This window comes from Mangrovihabitans endophyticus, from assembly GCF_014646155.1.
Classification (GTDB): Bacteria; Actinomycetota; Actinomycetes; order Mycobacteriales; family Micromonosporaceae; genus Actinoplanes; species Actinoplanes endophyticus.
In genome coordinates, this window is record NZ_BMMX01000001.1 from 863,410 (window position 1) to 879,064 (window position 15,655).

General features: G+C 71.0%; 18 protein-coding genes. 5 read left to right on the top strand and 13 right to left on the bottom strand.

Annotated elements, in window-relative coordinates:
• Positions 1-9: 9 nt before the first annotated feature.
• The 5 genes from IEY73_RS03385 to IEY73_RS03405 are packed head-to-tail and all read right to left on the bottom strand — an operon-like array spanning position 10 to position 5,418.
• Positions 10-798, bottom strand: a complete 789-nt coding sequence (locus IEY73_RS03385) for a fumarylacetoacetate hydrolase family protein (RefSeq protein ID WP_189077479.1) — start codon at positions 796-798, stop codon at positions 10-12.
• Positions 788-2,047: an ATP-grasp domain-containing protein gene (locus IEY73_RS03390; protein WP_189077480.1), complete on the bottom strand. Its 1,260-nt coding sequence runs from the start codon at positions 2,045-2,047 to the stop codon at positions 788-790. Before IEY73_RS03390 ends, IEY73_RS03385 begins: the two co-directional genes overlap by 11 nt.
• On the bottom strand, positions 2,044-3,684 hold the full coding sequence (locus IEY73_RS03395; RefSeq protein ID WP_189077481.1) for a thiamine pyrophosphate-binding protein: 1,641 nt from the start codon (positions 3,682-3,684) through the stop codon (positions 2,044-2,046). The genes IEY73_RS03390 and IEY73_RS03395 overlap by 4 nt, the downstream gene beginning before the upstream one ends.
• Positions 3,681-4,928: a threonine synthase gene (locus tag IEY73_RS03400; protein ID WP_189077482.1), complete on the bottom strand. Its 1,248-nt coding sequence runs from the start codon at positions 4,926-4,928 to the stop codon at positions 3,681-3,683. The genes IEY73_RS03395 and IEY73_RS03400 overlap by 4 nt, the downstream gene beginning before the upstream one ends.
• A 34-nt stretch (positions 4,929-4,962) precedes the next feature.
• Positions 4,963-5,418, bottom strand: a complete 456-nt coding sequence (locus IEY73_RS03405; protein WP_229715438.1) for a DUF6917 domain-containing protein — start codon at positions 5,416-5,418, stop codon at positions 4,963-4,965.
• Between the two features lie 172 nt (positions 5,419-5,590).
• Here IEY73_RS03405 and IEY73_RS03410 point away from each other — a divergent pair, with 172 nt between their 5' ends.
• Positions 5,591-6,025, top strand: coding sequence for a VOC family protein (locus IEY73_RS03410; protein ID WP_189077483.1), 435 nt, complete (start codon positions 5,591-5,593; stop codon positions 6,023-6,025).
• 37 nt (positions 6,026-6,062) lie between these two features.
• Here IEY73_RS03410 and IEY73_RS03415 read toward each other — a convergent pair whose 3' ends face one another.
• Both IEY73_RS03415 and IEY73_RS03420 read right to left on the bottom strand, forming a co-directional pair.
• On the bottom strand, positions 6,063-6,791 hold the full coding sequence (locus IEY73_RS03415; protein WP_189077484.1) for a dienelactone hydrolase family protein: 729 nt from the start codon (positions 6,789-6,791) through the stop codon (positions 6,063-6,065).
• 183 nt (positions 6,792-6,974) lie between these two features.
• Positions 6,975-7,391 (bottom strand): hypothetical protein, encoded by a 417-nt coding sequence (locus IEY73_RS03420; protein ID WP_189077485.1) that lies wholly within the window; start codon positions 7,389-7,391, stop codon positions 6,975-6,977.
• A 172-nt stretch (positions 7,392-7,563) separates the two neighbouring features.
• On the opposite strand from IEY73_RS03420, the gene IEY73_RS03425 reads away from it, so the two are divergent.
• The gene (locus tag IEY73_RS03425; RefSeq protein ID WP_189077486.1) at positions 7,564-8,505 is read left to right on the top strand and encodes a DUF1731 domain-containing protein; all 942 of its coding nucleotides are present in this window, start codon (positions 7,564-7,566) and stop codon (positions 8,503-8,505) included.
• On the opposite strand, the gene IEY73_RS03430 is transcribed toward IEY73_RS03425, so the two are convergent.
• A complete protein-coding gene (locus IEY73_RS03430; RefSeq protein ID WP_189077487.1) occupies positions 8,506-8,928 on the bottom strand; it encodes a GNAT family N-acetyltransferase in 423 nt (140 codons plus the stop codon).
• A gap of 90 nt (positions 8,929-9,018) precedes the next feature.
• Between IEY73_RS03430 and IEY73_RS03435 the strand changes: the two genes are divergently transcribed.
• A complete protein-coding gene (locus tag IEY73_RS03435; protein ID WP_189077488.1) occupies positions 9,019-9,330 on the top strand; it encodes an antibiotic biosynthesis monooxygenase family protein in 312 nt (103 codons plus the stop codon).
• Between the two features lie 97 nt (positions 9,331-9,427).
• Here the strand turns inward: IEY73_RS03435 and IEY73_RS03440 are convergent, their stop codons facing one another.
• Positions 9,428-10,084, bottom strand: coding sequence for a response regulator (locus tag IEY73_RS03440; RefSeq protein ID WP_189077489.1), 657 nt, complete (start codon positions 10,082-10,084; stop codon positions 9,428-9,430).
• Positions 10,085-10,454: 370 nt separating this feature from the next.
• Positions 10,455-11,150, bottom strand: coding sequence for a TetR/AcrR family transcriptional regulator (locus IEY73_RS03445; protein WP_189077490.1), 696 nt, complete (start codon positions 11,148-11,150; stop codon positions 10,455-10,457).
• Positions 11,151-11,235: 85 nt separating this feature from the next.
• Here IEY73_RS03445 and IEY73_RS03450 point away from each other — a divergent pair, with 85 nt between their 5' ends.
• Both IEY73_RS03450 and IEY73_RS03455 read left to right on the top strand, forming a co-directional pair.
• A complete protein-coding gene (locus IEY73_RS03450; RefSeq protein ID WP_189077491.1) occupies positions 11,236-11,697 on the top strand; it encodes a nitroreductase/quinone reductase family protein in 462 nt (153 codons plus the stop codon).
• A 129-nt stretch (positions 11,698-11,826) separates the two neighbouring features.
• A complete protein-coding gene (locus IEY73_RS03455; protein WP_229715439.1) occupies positions 11,827-12,867 on the top strand; it encodes a zinc-dependent alcohol dehydrogenase in 1,041 nt (346 codons plus the stop codon).
• Here the strand turns inward: IEY73_RS03455 and IEY73_RS03460 are convergent.
• Genes IEY73_RS03460 through IEY73_RS03470 form a run of 3 tightly spaced genes read right to left on the bottom strand, consistent with a single transcriptional unit; the run spans position 12,843 to position 15,465 of the window.
• Complete coding sequence (locus tag IEY73_RS03460) at positions 12,843-13,502, bottom strand: response regulator (RefSeq protein WP_189077492.1); 660 nt, start codon at positions 13,500-13,502, stop codon at positions 12,843-12,845. The two genes, IEY73_RS03455 and IEY73_RS03460, sit on opposite strands and share 25 nt — an antisense overlap.
• The gene (locus IEY73_RS03465; RefSeq protein WP_189077493.1) at positions 13,499-14,635 is read right to left on the bottom strand and encodes a sensor histidine kinase; all 1,137 of its coding nucleotides are present in this window, start codon (positions 14,633-14,635) and stop codon (positions 13,499-13,501) included. Before IEY73_RS03465 ends, IEY73_RS03460 begins: the two co-directional genes overlap by 4 nt.
• Positions 14,632-15,465: a CPBP family intramembrane glutamic endopeptidase gene (locus tag IEY73_RS03470; RefSeq protein WP_189077494.1), complete on the bottom strand. Its 834-nt coding sequence runs from the start codon at positions 15,463-15,465 to the stop codon at positions 14,632-14,634. The genes IEY73_RS03465 and IEY73_RS03470 overlap by 4 nt, the downstream gene beginning before the upstream one ends.
• Positions 15,466-15,655 lie beyond the last annotated feature (190 nt).

Sequence of the window (15,655 nt, forward strand, 5' to 3'; positions counted from 1 at the left end):
TGGGTGAAGTCAGCTCTCGGCTCGCACGGGGTTGCGGAGCCGGCCGATGTGCGGCGACTCGACCACGACGGTCTGTCCGGGCCGCAGGGCCGCGCTGCCGGCCGGCGTTCCGGTGAGGATGAGGTCGCCGGGTTCGAGGGTCATGACGGCCGACAGCCACTGGACCAGAGCGGGGATGTCGAAGATCATTGCCGACGGCGCGCCCTCCTGCCGCACGTCACCGTCGACGACGGTGCGCAGGCACAGGGCCGCCGGGGGAAGACCCGCGCGAACCCACGGACCCACCGGGCAGAACGTGTCGAACCCCTTGGCCCGCGTCCACTGCCCGTCCGCGTGTTGCAAGTCCCGCGCGGTCACATCGTTCGCCAGGGTGTAACCGAAGACCACCTGTGCGGCCCGGGTCCGGTCGACCCGGCGGCAGCGCCGCCCGATCACCACGGCCACCTCACCTTCGAAGTCGACCTTCGCCGACGCGGACGGAAGGACGATCGGCGTGTCCGGTCCCACCACGCTGGACGGCGGCTTCAGGAAGACGAGCGGATCGGCCGGCCGGACGGCGCCGGGATCTGCGGGGCCGGCGTAGTTGCGGCCGACGCCGATGACCTTCGTCGGAACGACCGGGGCGAGCAGCGACACGCCGGACAGCGGCCACTGCCGGCCCGTCGCGATCCCGCCGGCGAACGGCGGTCCGGACAGTTCGACGGCTCGCGTGTCGCCGTCCGGACCCACCTCCAGCCGCGCATAGGCGCAGCCCCCCGGGTGACGCACCCGAGCCAGCCGTTGATGGTCAGTCGACATCGATCCGTACCGTCTTCACGAGACGGGCGTACACCTCGTCGAGTCCGTCGCGATCCGGCGCCGAGAAGATGACGTGCCCGTGCGCCTGCCAGACGTGTGGGGGAACGTCGACCTGATCCCCGACCCGCCGGTACACGTCGACCTCGTGGACCCGGGCGTCGGCCGCGGCCTCCTCGACTCCGTGCACCGCGGTCACGGTGCCGGCCCGTTCGGCGAAGAAGAGATAGAACCCGACGGCGGTCCGTTGCGTGGGCCGCAGCCGCGGCGGACGGCTCAGGGCCAGATCGAGCACCGCCTCGACCATGTCGACCCCGGTGCTCAGGAGCACAGACCGGTACACCGGGCCGCCGCCGAGCCGGGCCGCGGTCTCCAGGATCATCGGCTCCTCGCCGGGCGCGATCCGGAACTCGGTGTGGGTGGCGCCCATCGTGATGTCCAGGGCTCGGTGCGCCTGCGCGGTGATCTCTGCGATGCGGGCCACCGCGGCCGGTGGCAGCGCGCTCGGGGTGGCGTAGAAGACCTCTTCGAAATACGGGCCGTGCATCGGCAACGGCTTGTCGTGTACGGCCAGCACGTGCGTCTCGCCGCCGATCACGATCGATTCGACGCTCACCTCGCCACCGGCGACGTACGCCTCCAGCATGAGGCTCTCGTCGTGCCGGCGCATCGCCCGGCGGCACAGCGGGTCGTAGTCGAAGCTGGCCCACGACTTGCGCCGGATGGTCTCGAAATGCTCGGCGAGTTCGGCGTCGTCGTCGACCCGGCGCACATACATGCTTCCGCCACCGATCACCGGTTTGAGGACGAGCGGATAACCGACCCTGCGGGCCACCCCGCGCGCCTCCGCGAGGGTGCGCGCAAGACCGAATCGGGGCTGCGGAATCCCGCGCCGGGCGAACGCGGATCGCATCGCGTGCTTGTCGCGGGCCGCATACGCGGTCTTCTCGCTGACGAACGGCAGGCCGAGCTCGGCCGCCACCGCTGCCGCCGCGGGAACGCTGTGTTCCACGAACGCCGCCACGGCGCGGATCGGCTCCGTCTCGATGGTCGCCAGGTCCCGGACCGCACGCACGGTCTGCCCGATGTCGGACGTGTCGGCGGCCACCACCCGGTCGGCGTACTCCCGTTCCCAGGTCGGGTTCTGCACCACCAGCAGAAGCCGCTCGCCGTGGCGGTGGGCGTACCGGCGCGCGGTGGCGAGGTGCTTGCGCCGGCTGGCGTTGGAGGTGTGCAGGATGAGGATGCTCACGGGACCTCTCCCTTCGGAGTCACGGTGTGGTCGGGCGCGACCTCGTCGGCGGGGACGACGCACTCGACGAGGGTCGGCGCCCAGCCGTCACAGATCTCTTTCCATCGCGTCGCCAGGTCGTCGCGGTCACGCACCCGGAAGCTGCGCCAACCGAACGCCGTCGCGATGGCAGGCCAGTCGATCGCGGTGAAGCCGTCGCTGACCCCTCGGCCACCGAGCAACCCGACGGCGTGCCGTTCGATGAGGCCGAGACGCTGGTTGTTGAGCAGGAAGTAGGTGATGGGGAGGTTCAGGCGTGCCGCCGTCTCCATCTCGTGCATCGCCATGGCGAAGCCGCCGTCGCCCCCGATGGCGAAGATCCGGCCGTCCGGCCGCGCGAACTGGGCGCCGATGGCGGCGGGCAACGCGTACCCGAGGCTTCCGCTGCCGCGCGGAGTGATGAGCCGCTGGTCGGCGCCGCGCATGCGGAGGGCGGCGCCGGCCCACCCGCTGGCTACGCTGGCGTCGGCGACCACCACGTCCCGGTCGGCGAGATGGTCGGTGAGCCGCTCGCACAGAAGCTGCGTCAGGCCCCCGTCCCAGGCCGGTTGTTCCGGTTCGAAATCGGCGCCGGCATAGCGGAAGTCGCGCAACGCCGCCGTCAGCGCCCGGCAGAAATCTCCGGCATCGCCGAGAACCGGGACGCCGGCGTGCCCGAAGCGCGTGAGCTCGGTGGCGTCGGCGTCGACGTGGATCAGTGTCTGTCCGGGATGCGGCCAGCGGAAGCCGTCGGTGGACTTGTCACCCAGCTTGGTGCCGATGGCGATGATGCAGTCCGCGGTGGCCACGAAGGCGTTGGCCGCCGCCGACCCCTTGGCTCCGGTCACGCCCAACGCGTGCGGCAGCCGCTCGTCGACCGCGCCTTTGCCGTTCAGCGTGGTCGCGACCGGGAGCCCGGTGGCCGCGATGAGCCGGCGCAGCGGGCCGGTCGCGTCGCCGAGATGAACTCCACCGCCGGCGACGACGACCGCCTGCCGCGCCCCGCGCACGCGCCGGGCCACGTCGTCGACGGCGTCCCTGCGCGGGCACGCCCGCAGCGGCGGCTCGGGCAGGTACGGCTTCCCCGGCGTGCCCGGCGCCGGCGCGCTCAACAGGTCGGCGGGGATCTCCACGAAGACCGGACCGCTGCGCGGCGCCCGCGCATGCTGCGTCGCGGCGCGTACCCGGTCGCACAGACCGTCCGCGACCTCCAGCCGCATCCGCTGCTTGGTGACCGGGGCGAACATCTGCTGCTGGTCGCATTCACCGGTGGTCCAGCGTCCGCGGGTCCGCCGCGCCGCGCCCGAGGCGAGAAAGACCAGTGGCGTCGCGCTGTTGTGCGCTTCGAGCAGTGCCGGAGCGGTGTGTGGAGACCCGACCCCGCCCGGTGCGTCGCAGGCTGCCGGCCGGTGGGTGATCCGGGCGTACGCCTCGGCCATGTACCCCGCGCAGCGCGGGCACCGGGCGAGCACGTGCCGCACCACCGACTGCCGCTGAGCGGCCAGATACAGCGGCAACGACGTTTCTCCGGGGAAGCCGAACAGGACGTCCACGCCCGCGGTGCCGAGGGCCCGGACCACCTCGTCGGCGTTCGTCGCCGAACCCGCCGTGGCGTTCACGCCGCCACCTCCCACCGGGTGAGGTTCACCGGGGTCTGCAAGGTGGGCCGGTCACCACCGGTCAGGTTCACCAGCACCACCGAGTCGTCGCGCAGCACGCCGTCCTGCGCTGCCTGGATGACACCGGCGAAGGCGGTGGCGCTGGCGAAGCAGGAGCGCAGCCCGGCCGAGTCGCGGAGCAGGCCGTGCGCCCGGTGGATGAGTGGCTCGGACGCCGCCAGGATGCGCCCGCCGCTGCTCAGACAGAGGTCCCGGATGTAGGGGTAGGTGCCGGTCGGGTTCCCGCGCAGGATCGCGTACGCCAGACCGGACGGGTTGCGTACGATGTGCTCGTCGACGATGGTCTCGGCGCCCTGGGCGAACGCGTGGGCCATCGGGGCGCAGCTCTGCTGCTGCACGGCCATGAGCGCGGGCAGCCTGCTCAGGCGTCCGATTTCGCGGTATTCGATGGCGCCCTTGTAGGCGCCGAGCAGGCCCATCCCGCTGCTCACCGCTTGGAAGACGAAGTCCGGCTGCAGCGGCATGGCGTCGAAGGCTTCGAGATAGGCGGTCTTCAGACCTTCACGCCGGGCGAAGTTGAAGAACCCGCCTTCCCAGAAATATCCGTTGTCCGCCGCGAACCGCTGTGCCATCGTGCCGGCCTTGCCGAAGTCCCCCTCGACCACGTGGGTGATCACCGAATCGCTGTCCGGGTAGTTGAGGCGATGGAGGAAGTCGCGGCCGACGAAGACGTGCAGGCGGAAGCCGGGCAGCAGTTGCGCGCCCCGCGCGTACGCGGTGGAGCTGTTTCCGGTCGAGGAGAGCACTACCTCGCGGATGCCGAGTTCGGCCATGCGGGACAGACCCACCGATGCGATGCGGTCCTTGGTGGACAGTGTCGGGTTCACCGACTCGTCCTTGAGGAACAACCGGCCGATGCCGAGGTGCGCGGCCAGGTCGGGAACCTCGAAACACGGGGTGTTCCCCTCACCGAGCCAGTGGGCGTGCCGCCGCTCGCTCAACGGCAGCAGTGGAAGATAGTGGTGCAGGATGTTCGGGCTGCTGGGCCGCGCGGGCAGATCCGCCCGTTCCATGTCGTAGATCGCGTCGAGGGCGCCACCGCAGGCGGCGCACCGGTTCCGGCGCGCATCGTCGGACTCCTGCTCGCAGACGATGCAGGCGAGCCGGATCAGCTTCTCCCGCCCCTCGGTCGTGCCGATGGCCTTGCGTATCAACGATTCGTAGTGGATTTTCAACGGCGGCATGGAAGACTCCGTCCTCGCCTCTGCTGGAGATGAGTCATGCGCGGCCGTCGGCCGCGGGCGAGGCACGGAAGACGATCGGCCCCGCGATCTGAAGTGCGAGATCGGCGCCGGTCTGAGGATCGGGCGATCGCACCAGGATGTTGTAGTGATTGGGCATGTGTGTCTCGTCGAAGCCGTGCACCACACCGATCAACCGGTCCCCGCACCACAACTCGTCGCCGAGCACGACCACCCCACCGCGGGAGATCTCCGCGAAGCCGAGGTAACAGACCTCGTCGATCACCGCATCGGGATCGTCCGGTGGCTGGCAGACGATGAATTCGTGGATCTCACCGGACCGCAGGCATCTTGTACGCCATTCGGCGGGCCGCACGCCGCGATCACGGCGCCGGTGGGTCATCACCGCGACCCACGTGCCGCACACCTCCCGGCGACGGCGGAACATCCGCGCCGGGTCCGCCCGGCGTGACGCGATCGACGATGTCGACATGTCCGTACTCCTCCCACCGCCGCGAGACTGTTCTGATCGCCGCGAGCGGTGGGAGCATCGTGCGGCACGGGATTGCACCGGCCGCTGCACCGGGCGCTGCACCGGATGCCGGCCCGACCCGCGGGGCCGGAAATCGCCGGACGGCGAGGGCGACGGCGTGTACGGTGACCCGATGCCGTCGGTCAAACAGTTCCAGGTCACCTTCGACTGCAAGGAACCCGAGCGGGTCGCGCGTTTCTGGTGCGCGGTGCTGGGTTATGTGGTGCCGCCGCCCCCGCGGGGATTCGCCAGTTGGGACGACTTCGACCGCGCGTTGCCGCCCGAGCGGCAGGGTTCCGCGTTCGCCTGCGTCGACCCCACGGGTGCCGGCCCGCGGCTGTTCTTCCAGCGCGTTCCCGAGGGCAAGGCGGTCAAGAACCGCGTGCACCTCGACGTACGGGTGGGCACCGGGCTCGTGGGGGAGGAGCGGGTGGCCGCGCTGGAGGCCGAATGCGCACGACTGGTCGCGCTCGGCGCGACCCGCGGGCAGCTCTTGCTGGCCGACGGCGTCAACGAGTCGTGTCAGGTGATGCAGGACGTCGAGGGCAACGAGTTCTGCCTCGACTGAACCCTGAGCATCGCCAACGGGCCTCCGACCGGTGGCCTCACCTCAGGTGCCGGGCGAGGAACCGGTTCCCTGCCTCTCCCGCATGCGGCGGGACTCCGGTGTGCCCGCCCATGTTGGCGTGCAACGCCTTCTCCGCGGAGCCGAAGGCATCGAAGAGGTCCAGGGCCGCCCGCCGATCGTTGTGTTCGTCGTCCCACTGCAGCAGGACGTGCAGCGGAATGGTGACCCGCCGGGCCTCCTCGACCATGCTGCGGGGCACGAAACTCCCGGCGAACAGCAGGGCGGCGCGGATGCGCGGCTCCATCAGCGCCAACCGGATGCCGATGGCGATCACCCCGCCCGCGTACCCGACCGGGCCGCCGACATCGGGCAGCGACAGGACGGCGTCCAGGAGGGCGCGCCATTCCGGGACGGCCCTGTCGACCAGCGGGAGGACGAGCCGGTCGACGATCTCGGCGTCGACCGGCCTCCCGGCGTTGATCGCCCGGCGCAGGTCGGCGCGGGCCTGCTCGACGGGGGCCAATCGGGGCCGGTCACCGCTGCCGGGGAGTTCGACGGTGGCCGCGGCGAAGCCCTCCGCCACGGCGTGTCGCGCGCGGTCGGCCAACCGGGGATACATCGTCCGCAGCCCGCCCGGGTGGCCGAGCAGGATCAGCGGGGTCGGTGCGGAGATGCTTGCGGGCATCCACAGGATCCCGGGGATCTCGCCGAGGGTGAATTCGCGTTCGAGGACGTCGTCGAGACGTTGCTGCGTGGTGAACTGCACGGTCGTGCCTTTCGGGAGTGCGTGAACGGCGCTCCCGGACGACCTAGCGCCCGGCCGTGACCCCGCGGGGGAGCACCCATGTCGTAACGTTCACGGGTACCACCTCCTCGGTCTCTCGCACGGCCTTTGCAAATTAGCAGCGGCGTCGCGATCCGCCAAGAGCATTTCCGCGCCCGTCGACCATCACTGGCGTTGCGGGAGTTCGTCGCTCAGACCCCGATATTCGTTCCTGCGGCGTCGGATGAGCAGGTTCATCGCGATGAAGGTCGCCCACAGAGCAATCTGCGACAGGTGCAAGACGATCTTCTCCGCGGTGTACGGGCCGACGGCCGTGAGCACGACGGAGAGCAGCATCATCGCCCCCAAGAGGTACAGCACCCATCGGGTTCCGGCCGGAGACCGGAGAGACCGGCGGGCGAGCCGGTCGATCCGGGGGTCGTCGGTGCCGCCGTCCCGGATCGCTTGCTGAACGGCTCGCCGGGTCTGCGGATCTTCGCCGTGCAACCGCACCGGGCTGCCGCCGCGGACCCACGACACTCCCACGATGACCAGTCCGCACAGCATCAGGGCGGCGCCGGTCCAGGTCAAGACGGAACTCACCACGGTCACCTCCCTGGACGCGGTGCTTACCCCGGGCGCCGCATTCCCATGCCGGCGGGACGCGTCGTCCGTCGTCCGTCGTCCGCCGGGTTTCATGGTGGCCCCGGTCGCGCCGCCCTCGGGCCGGCGGTAAGTTGAACACGTTCAAGTTGCCGCTGGGCGAGGAGTCGTCGTGAAGGTGGTCATTCCCGGTGGGACCGGGCAGGTCGGCGGGATTCTGGATCGGGCGTTGACCGCGGCGGGCCACGAGGTCGTGCTGCTGACGCGATCGCCGAGGGGCGAGCGCCAGGTCCGCTGGGACGGTTCGACGCTGGGCGAATGGGCCCGGCAGGTCGACGGCAGTGACGTGGTCATCAATCTGGCGGGACGCAGCGTGAGCTGTCGCTACACCGACGAGAACCTCGCCGCCATGATGTCCTCGCGGGTGAACTCGGCGCGGATCGTGGGCGAAGCCATCGCGGGAGCCGCGCGGCCGCCCGCGGTCTGGCTGCAGATGAGCACCGCCACGATCTATGCGCATAGCTTCGACGGGGACAACGACGAGTATCACGGTGTGATCGGCGGCGGCGAACCCGGTGTGCCCTCCTACTGGGCGTACAGCGTCGCGATCGCACGGAACTGGGAAACCGCGCTGGAGCGCGCGGCGACGCCCGCCACGCGCAAGGTCGCGCTGCGCTCGGCCATGGTGATGAGCCCCGACCGTGGTGGTGTGTTCGACGTGCTGAGCTGGCTGGCACGGCTCGGACTCGGCGGGCCGGTCGCCGGCGGCGGACAGTACGTCTCGTGGATCCACGACCACGACTTCGTGCGAGCGATCGCCTATCTCATCGAGCGCGACGACATCGCCGGTGCCGTGAACCTCGCCGCCCCCGAACCGTTGCCCCAGCGAGAGTTCATGCGAGAGCTGCGTTCGGCGTGGCGGGTGCCGGTGGCCCTGCCCGCCACCAAGGGCATGGCCGAACTCGGCGCGTTCGCGCTGGCGTCGGACACCGAGCTGTTGCTGAAGAGCCGGCGCGTCGTCCCGCGACGGCTGCTCGACGCGGGACTCGCCTTCCGATATCCGCGCTGGCGTGCGGCCGCCGCCGACCTGACACACCGGCGACGCCGGGACTGACTAGGGCGCCGGTCGCGTGTCGATCTCCATCCAGCGCTCCGGGTAACCGACCGGCGCGAACCCGGCCTTGGCGTACACCCCGTGCGCGTCCAGCGTCGCCAGCACCGCACGCTTGATGCCGTGGCGTCCGGTCCACTCGACCGTCCACTGGGCGAGCATCGAGCCCAGGCCGTGGCCCCGGTGGTCGGGGTCGACATAAACATCGCAGAGCCAGACGAAGGTCGCGCAGTCGGACACGATGCGCGCCACCGCGACCTGCTGCCGGTCGGCCGTGAACAGACCAGCCGGAAACGAGTGAGCGAACGATCGTTCGATCACCTCGCGCGTGCGCCCCCTGGCCCAGTACGCGTCGGTGCTGATCCAGCGCACGACGCGGTCCATGTCGAGGTCGGCCGGGTCCTCGCTCAGCCAGTAGTCGCTCATCCGGCTATGTCTACCGGAGGACTACGCTCACGACGCAATCCAATTCCGCACCGGTGGTACCGGCACACCGAGGAAAGGTCAGGACCGCGAATGATCGCCCGGATATGGCAAGGATGGGCCCCGAGGGCCACCGCTGACGACTATCAGCAGCATTACGAAGCCGAGGTGGCCGAGCATCTGCGGCAGGCCCCCGGCTTCCGCGGCGCGCGCCTGCTGCGCCGTGACGACGGCGACGAGGTGATGTTCACCTCCCTCACGTTCTTCGCCAGCCTGAACGACGTACGCGCCTTCGCCGGCGAGGATCTCGAACGGGCCGTGGTCGAGGAGGCCGCACGCCGCGTCCTGAGCCGGTGGGATGACCACGTCACCCACCACGAGGTCGCCGCCGACATCCAGAAATGATCACAGCCGCCTTGACTTCACGTCCACGTGAGCAATGTCGCCGGGGCGGACCGGTGAACAACCGGAACGGCGCTCACGCCGGGGTGGGCACCGGCTCTCAAGCGTCGCTGGAGACGCTGAGCAGGCGCATCAATTCGCTGGGTGACGTGGTGTAGGCGACGTTCTCGGCCTGTTGCAACTCCGCCTGAACGGGGTCGAGGCGGGCGCTGGAACTGTAGAAGACGACTGGTGTATCCATTCCGGACCTTCTGATCTCGCGCAGCAGATCCATTCCGGCGCGAGGGTTGTATTTCCCGCCTTCCTCCACGCGGCCCATGTCGGAGATGATCACACTGAAAGGTCCGGCACTGCCTATCCGCTGCAATGCGGATGTCGTCGACCCCGCCTGGACTATCCGCCGCCCGGCTTCAGCGAGGCGGGCCCTCTCGTAGACGTTTGCCTCCAGGCGGTCGTCCACCCACAGCACCGCATTGGTCGGCGCCGCGGGGGCTGGCGGGAGGTGCGGGCCCGAGTCGCCAGGCGAATCGCTACGCATGGACTCTTCAAGCTCATTGACCCGATCCTGCAAGTCGCTGATGAGTTTGCGGAGTTCTTCGGAGGCTCGCTGCACCGACACTTTCGCACCGGCAACCTCGATGTCGATGGAGTCGCTCTGACTGAGGAATCGCTTGAGCACCGGAAAGAGAGCCGCGAGTAGCGCCGCTACGACGAGAGGCCACAACAGTGATGCGATGGCGTTCAAGATTTCGGCCAACAGGCGCTCCCGATGTTCTGATCACATCCGACCCCGGCGCGGCAGCCTATCAAGGACCGGCCGTGGCAGCAGCACAAGAGCTTCATCGTCGGTATTCCGGTCTCGACGACGTCGATCTGGGGCCGCCCCTGTCCGCCTCCCCCTTACTACGCCCCGACCCTTGATCACCGATGGGGTGAGCCCGGCGAGGGGCGGGGTGGTGGTGAGCATCGAGAACCGGCCGCTCTAGCCCGGTCCCGCGGGCCGGTCACGGCCTGCGGAACACGGCTGAGCCCCTCCGGCAAGGCCGCTCGGCGGCGCCCCGAGGCACGGGGCGCCGCCCGGCTGCACGAGCCGGGGTGAGTTCGCCCCCTCGCGCTGCGGGCGGTGGTCAGGCCCGGTCCTCCGCGCGGCGGCGGCGTTCCAGCCCGTCGAGCAGGATGTCGAGGGCGAAGGCGAACTCGTCATCGTCGTCGCAGCCGCCCAGGGGGCCGTCGTGGGACACCGCGGTCGCCAGCTCGGCGATGTGCGGCAACGTCGCCGCCCACTGCGCGGCCTGCGCGGCCAGCACCTCCGGCGACGGCTGGCTGGCCGGCGAGTCGTCGAAGAGGTCCTGGCTGAACCCGAGGATCCGGCTGCCCAGCAGGTGCAGGGCGTGGTGGCCGAGGCCGACCGAACAGCCGCCCCGGCGCATCACCGCAAGCACCCGCTCGATGTGCCGCATGACCGCGGGGCTCGGATCGTTGCGCTGTTCCAGGATGCGGGCCGCCCACGGGTGCCGGGCCATCGTCGCGCGCGCCACCATGATCAGTTCACGGAGCTGCCCGGTCCATGCGTCACCGTCCGGCGGCTCCGGTTCGATCTCCGCGACCACCGCGTCGGCCATGGCGATGAGCAGGGCCTTCTTGTCCGGCAGGTGGTAGTAGATCGACATCGCGTCGACGCCCAGTTGCTGGGCCAGGCGTCGCATGCTCAGCGCCGCCAGGCCCTCTCGGTCGGCCAGGTCGACGGCCGCGGAGACGATGCTCTCCCGGCTCAGTCGGGCGCCTGCGCGGGTGGCGGAGCCGGTGGTGGATCGTCGTGGCACCCAGCGAGCTTACTTCTTCCCAGATTGGCGGACGGCCGCTACCCTACGATGTAGGACTACAGCGTAGGGCAGGGGAGGCTCCGCCATGGTCAAGACACTTCCGCCGCGATGGTTCGTCCGCACCGCCTGGGTCGCGCACAAGGCGCTGCTCGGCGTCACCAGGGACCGGGTGGGGCTGTCCGCCCCGGCCCGCGACGGCAAGTTCGGCATGCTCCGGCTGCACACCGTCGGGCGCAAGTCGGGCAAGCCCAGGGCGGTGGTGCTCGGATACATCGAGGACGGCGACAACCTGGTCACCCTGGCGATGAACGGCTGGGCGCCGCCGGACCCCGGCTGGTGGCTCAACCTCAAGGCCCGGCCGGAGGCGACGGTGGACATGGTCAGCGGCCGGCGCGCCGTCCACGCCCGGGAGGCGGTCGGCGACGAGCGGGCGCGGCTGTGGGCCGAGCTGCGCCGCCACTCGGGGTACGGCGAACTGGATGCGCTCGCGGCCCGGCGCGGCCGGGAGACGGCAGTGGTCGTGCTGGTGCCGAGCCCGCCGAGCTGACCGTCCGGGGGCGGCCACCACCGGCACACCGATGGTGGTGACACCCCACGCAGTCGAGTCCGGCGGCACGCCGCGCCGCGCCGATCTCGTGCTTGCCGCGGGCCTCGTTCCGTGCGACCGTCACGGCTGATGTCTGACATGCGCGCCCTGGTGTTCACCGGTCCGGGCAAGGCCGAGGTGTGGCGCGTGCCCGAGCCCGAGGCCGCCGCCGGGCAGGTCGTCATCGAGGTGGAGCGGGTCGGCATCTGCGGAACCGACGTCGAGCTGTTCACCGGCGCGATGAGCTATCTGCGCACGGGGCGCTCGTCATACCCGCTGCGGCCGGGTCATGAATGGGCCGGCACGGTCGTGGCCGCCGGACCCGGCGCCGACCCGGCCTGGATCGGCCGCCGGGTCACCGGTGACACCATGGTCGCCTGTGGACAGTGCCGCCGCTGCCGGGGTGGGCGCCATCACGTGTGCGCGCGGATGCGCGAGATCGGCATCGCGGACGGGCTGCCCGGTGCGCTGGCCGAGCGCATCGCCTTCCCGGTCGCCTACCTGAAGCCGTTGCCGGACGACATGGATGCCACGGCCGGTGCGATGGTGGAGCCGGGCGGCAATGCGCTGCGCGCCGTCGAAGCGGCCGCGGTCGCGCCCGGCGAACGCCTGCTGGTGCTCGGCACCGGGACTATCGGCCTGCTCGCGGCGATGTTCGCCCGCGCCCGCGGCGCCGAGGTCCACCTGCTGGGTCTGCACCCCGAGGCGCTGATCGGTGACCTCGGCTTCGACCACGGCTGGACGCGGGACACGCTGCCGGCGCTCGCCTGGGACGGTGTCATCGACGCCACCACCGGGGCGGGCATGCCGGCCCTCGCGCTCGCCCTCGTCGAGCCCGGCCGCCGGATCGTGCACATCGGACTGTCGAGCACGCCCAGCACCATCGACACGCGCGACATGGTTCTCAAGGACGTCACCGCGGTCGGCATTCTGGGCGCCTCGGCCGGGCTGGAGGGCGCCGTCACCGCGTACGCGAAGAAGGATGTGGACCCGCGGCCGTTGGTCGCCGCGACCGTGACCCTGGAGGAGATCTCCGGCGTGCTGGCCGGGCGACGCCCTCCGCGGGCCGGACCCGGTCCCAAAATCCACGTGGATCCGCGGAGGGATCAGGACACCAGACCTCGGCGGTAGGCGTAGACCACCGCCTGCACGCGGTCGCGCAGGTCGAGTTTGGTCAGGATGCGCGACACGTACGTCTTGACCGTCTCCTGACTGATCACCAGCGCGGCGGCGATCTCGGCGTTGGACAGGCCGTCCGCGATCAGGTGCAACACCTCCCGCTCGCGTGGAGTCAACGGGATGTCGTCCGGCGTGCCCGCGGCGGGCCGGATACGCGCGGCGTACCGGCCCACCAACTGGCGGGTCACCTCGGGAGCCAGCAGCGCCGCGCCGGCCGCGACCGTGCGGATGCCGTGCAGTAGCTGGGCGGGCGGGGCGTCCTTCAGCAGGAAGCCGCTGGCACCCGCGCGCAATGCCTCGTAGACGTACTCGTCGAGGTTGAACGTGGTCACCACGAGCACCTTCGCGGGACGCGGCACACCGGCGCCCGCCAGCCGTCGGGTCGCCTCGATGCCGTCGCTCACCGGCATTCGCACGTCCATCACCACCACGTCCGGGTTCAGCCTGCCGGCCAGGTCCACCGCGGCCCGTCCGTCCGCGCATTCGCCGACCACGGCCATGTCGGGCTGGGCGTCGATGATGGTGGCGAAGCCGGCGCGAATCAACGCCTGGTCGTCGGCGACCAGCACCCGGACGGGATCGGTCACGACGCGTCGCCCACCGGGATGCGCGCCCGGACCTCGAACCCGCCGCCCGGGCGCGGACCGGCGTCGAATCCGCCGCCGAGCGCGGCTACCCGGTCACGCAGGCCGTCCAGCCCCCGGCCGCCGCCGGGGGACGCCGCCCCGGTACCCGTGCCGTCCGTGCTGACTTCCACCGTGATCTCCCGTCCGCCGTGGCGCACCTCGACGGTGGTCGTGGCACCGTGGTCGTGCTTCAAGGCGTTGGTCAGCGCCTCCTGCACCACCCGGTGGACCGCGACCCCGGCCGCGCCGCCCTCGGCCGCGGCGCCGCCCGCGTCCGTGAACAGCACCGGCTGTCCGGCCCGGCGAGCCCGCTCGACAAGCGCCCGCACATCGGCGGCGGTGCCGCGATGACCGGGATCGAGCAGATTCAGCATCCCGCGCAGATCGGTGAGGGCGTGCCGGCCGGTGTCGGCGACCGCGCTCAGCGTCTGCTCCAACCGCTCCGGCGCGGCGGCCAGATAGCACGCCGACTCCACCTGCACGACCATCGCCGTCACGTGATGCGTCACCACGTCGTGCAGTTCCCGGGCGATCCGGGTGCGCTCGGCGGCGCGAGTGGCGTCCGCGACGTGCCGCCGACGCTCCGCCTCGGCGGCCCGGGTCTGCCGCAACCACGCCCCCGCGCTCCACGCGATGGCCAGCGCGACGAAGAACGTGACGAACCCGGTGACGCCCTCGCCGGAACCCTGCCGGTCCAGCGCGATCGCCAGCGGCACATACCCGGCGGACAGCAGGACCAGCGTGACCAGCCGGTGCCGCTGCTGATGCGCTCCGGCGCTGAGCAGGGCGATCGGCAACGCCGCGCCCGCGACCAGGTGATAGGCGCGGACCTGGTCGACGGCGAACCCGGCGGCCACCAGCGTGAGGCTCGGGGCCGGCCATCGGCGGCGCACCACCAGCGGAAGGCACTCGACCGCGATCACCACGGCGGTCAGCGCGTCAAACGGCCGACCCGGCAGGTCACCGAGCTGGGTGCCCCGGTTGTGCAGGGACGGCACGAGCGACGCTGCCGCCAGTGCCAGCGCCAGCGGGGAATCCCGGACCGCGACGTCGCACCGACGCCACCGATCCGGGAACCGCCGGAGGTCGATCACCGGGCCACCATAGCGGCAGCCGGTTCGGCGGCGCGGCGGCGCCGCGGGACGATCGTGCCGCGACGGTGCGCCAGCCACAGGAACGCCCACGTCAGCAGCACCCCGGCGGCCACCGTGACGAGGCTGCCCTCCGGCCCGAAATCACCGCCGGTGATCGGTGCCGGGCCGGACATGCCGGCTTCCAGCAGCCCCGTGGACCGCCCGCTGCCGGAGACCACCACGCTGAAGATGCCGCCCGCAGCGAAATTCCAGCCGAAGTGCAGCCCGATCGGCACCCACAGACTGCGGGTGGCGACATAACAGGCGGCCAGCATGAAGCCGGCCTCGACCGCGATGCACAGCGCGCCCCACAGGCTGGCATCCGGGTTCGCCAGATGCATCAGGCCGAACAACACACCGGTGAGCACCAGCGCGATGGCGGTTCCGGCGCGCTGCTCCACGACGCGGAAGAGCACGCCGCGGAACAGCAGCTCCTCGGTGGTCGCCGCGGCGGCCATGAGGCCGAGAATGCCGACCGCGCCGGGCACCGAGCCGATCCCGCCGACGTGGTAGTCGCCGAGGACGGCGATGATGCCGACGACCACGCCGAACATCAGGATGCCGATCGTCGTGCCGCGGGTCAGCCCGCCGACGGCCGCGGAACCGGCAAGCTCGACCGGGGAGCGGTGCTCGGTGCGCCGCACCACCCAGCGGTAGACGACCGCCGTGAGCACCGCGGTGATCAGACCGGCGGCGAGCGCGAGCCAGGGGTTCTCCGACACCGCGGCGACCGCCTGACCGCCGAGAAAGGCCACCACGGCGACGGCGACGAGTTGCTTGATCAAACGCATGACGACTCCTTGACCCGGTCCTGCGGCTCAGATGCGCCGCGACTGCGCAGAACGCTACGAACCTTCCGGTCCGGAATCGTCACCGTCGGGTGGACACCCGCGGGTAGCTCGCGCGGGGGACACGGTGCCCACCCGCTCGGTCACGCCCGCTTGTCTTCTCTTTGGCTTTCCTTAGCCCGCCGGTACGCAC

Bases quoted from the DNA above. Each gene is read 5' to 3' on its own strand.
- IEY73_RS03385 (WP_189077479.1), bottom strand. From the start codon at position 798: ATGTCGACTGACCATCAACGGCTGGCTCGGGTGCGTCACCCGGGGGGC.
- IEY73_RS03400 (WP_189077482.1), bottom strand. From the start codon at position 4,928: ATGCCGCCGTTGAAAATCCACTACGAATCGTTGATACGCAAGGCCATC.
- IEY73_RS03405 (WP_229715438.1), bottom strand. From the start codon at position 5,418: ATGTCGACATCGTCGATCGCGTCACGCCGGGCGGACCCGGCGCGGATG.
- IEY73_RS03410 (WP_189077483.1), top strand. From the start codon at position 5,591: ATGCCGTCGGTCAAACAGTTCCAGGTCACCTTCGACTGCAAGGAACCC.
- IEY73_RS03430 (WP_189077487.1), bottom strand. From the start codon at position 8,928: ATGAGCGACTACTGGCTGAGCGAGGACCCGGCCGACCTCGACATGGAC.
- IEY73_RS03435 (WP_189077488.1), top strand. From the start codon at position 9,019: ATGATCGCCCGGATATGGCAAGGATGGGCCCCGAGGGCCACCGCTGAC.
- IEY73_RS03450 (WP_189077491.1), top strand. From the start codon at position 11,236: ATGGTCAAGACACTTCCGCCGCGATGGTTCGTCCGCACCGCCTGGGTC.
- IEY73_RS03455 (WP_229715439.1), top strand. From the start codon at position 11,827: ATGTCTGACATGCGCGCCCTGGTGTTCACCGGTCCGGGCAAGGCCGAG.
- IEY73_RS03470 (WP_189077494.1), bottom strand. From the start codon at position 15,465: ATGCGTTTGATCAAGCAACTCGTCGCCGTCGCCGTGGTGGCCTTTCTC.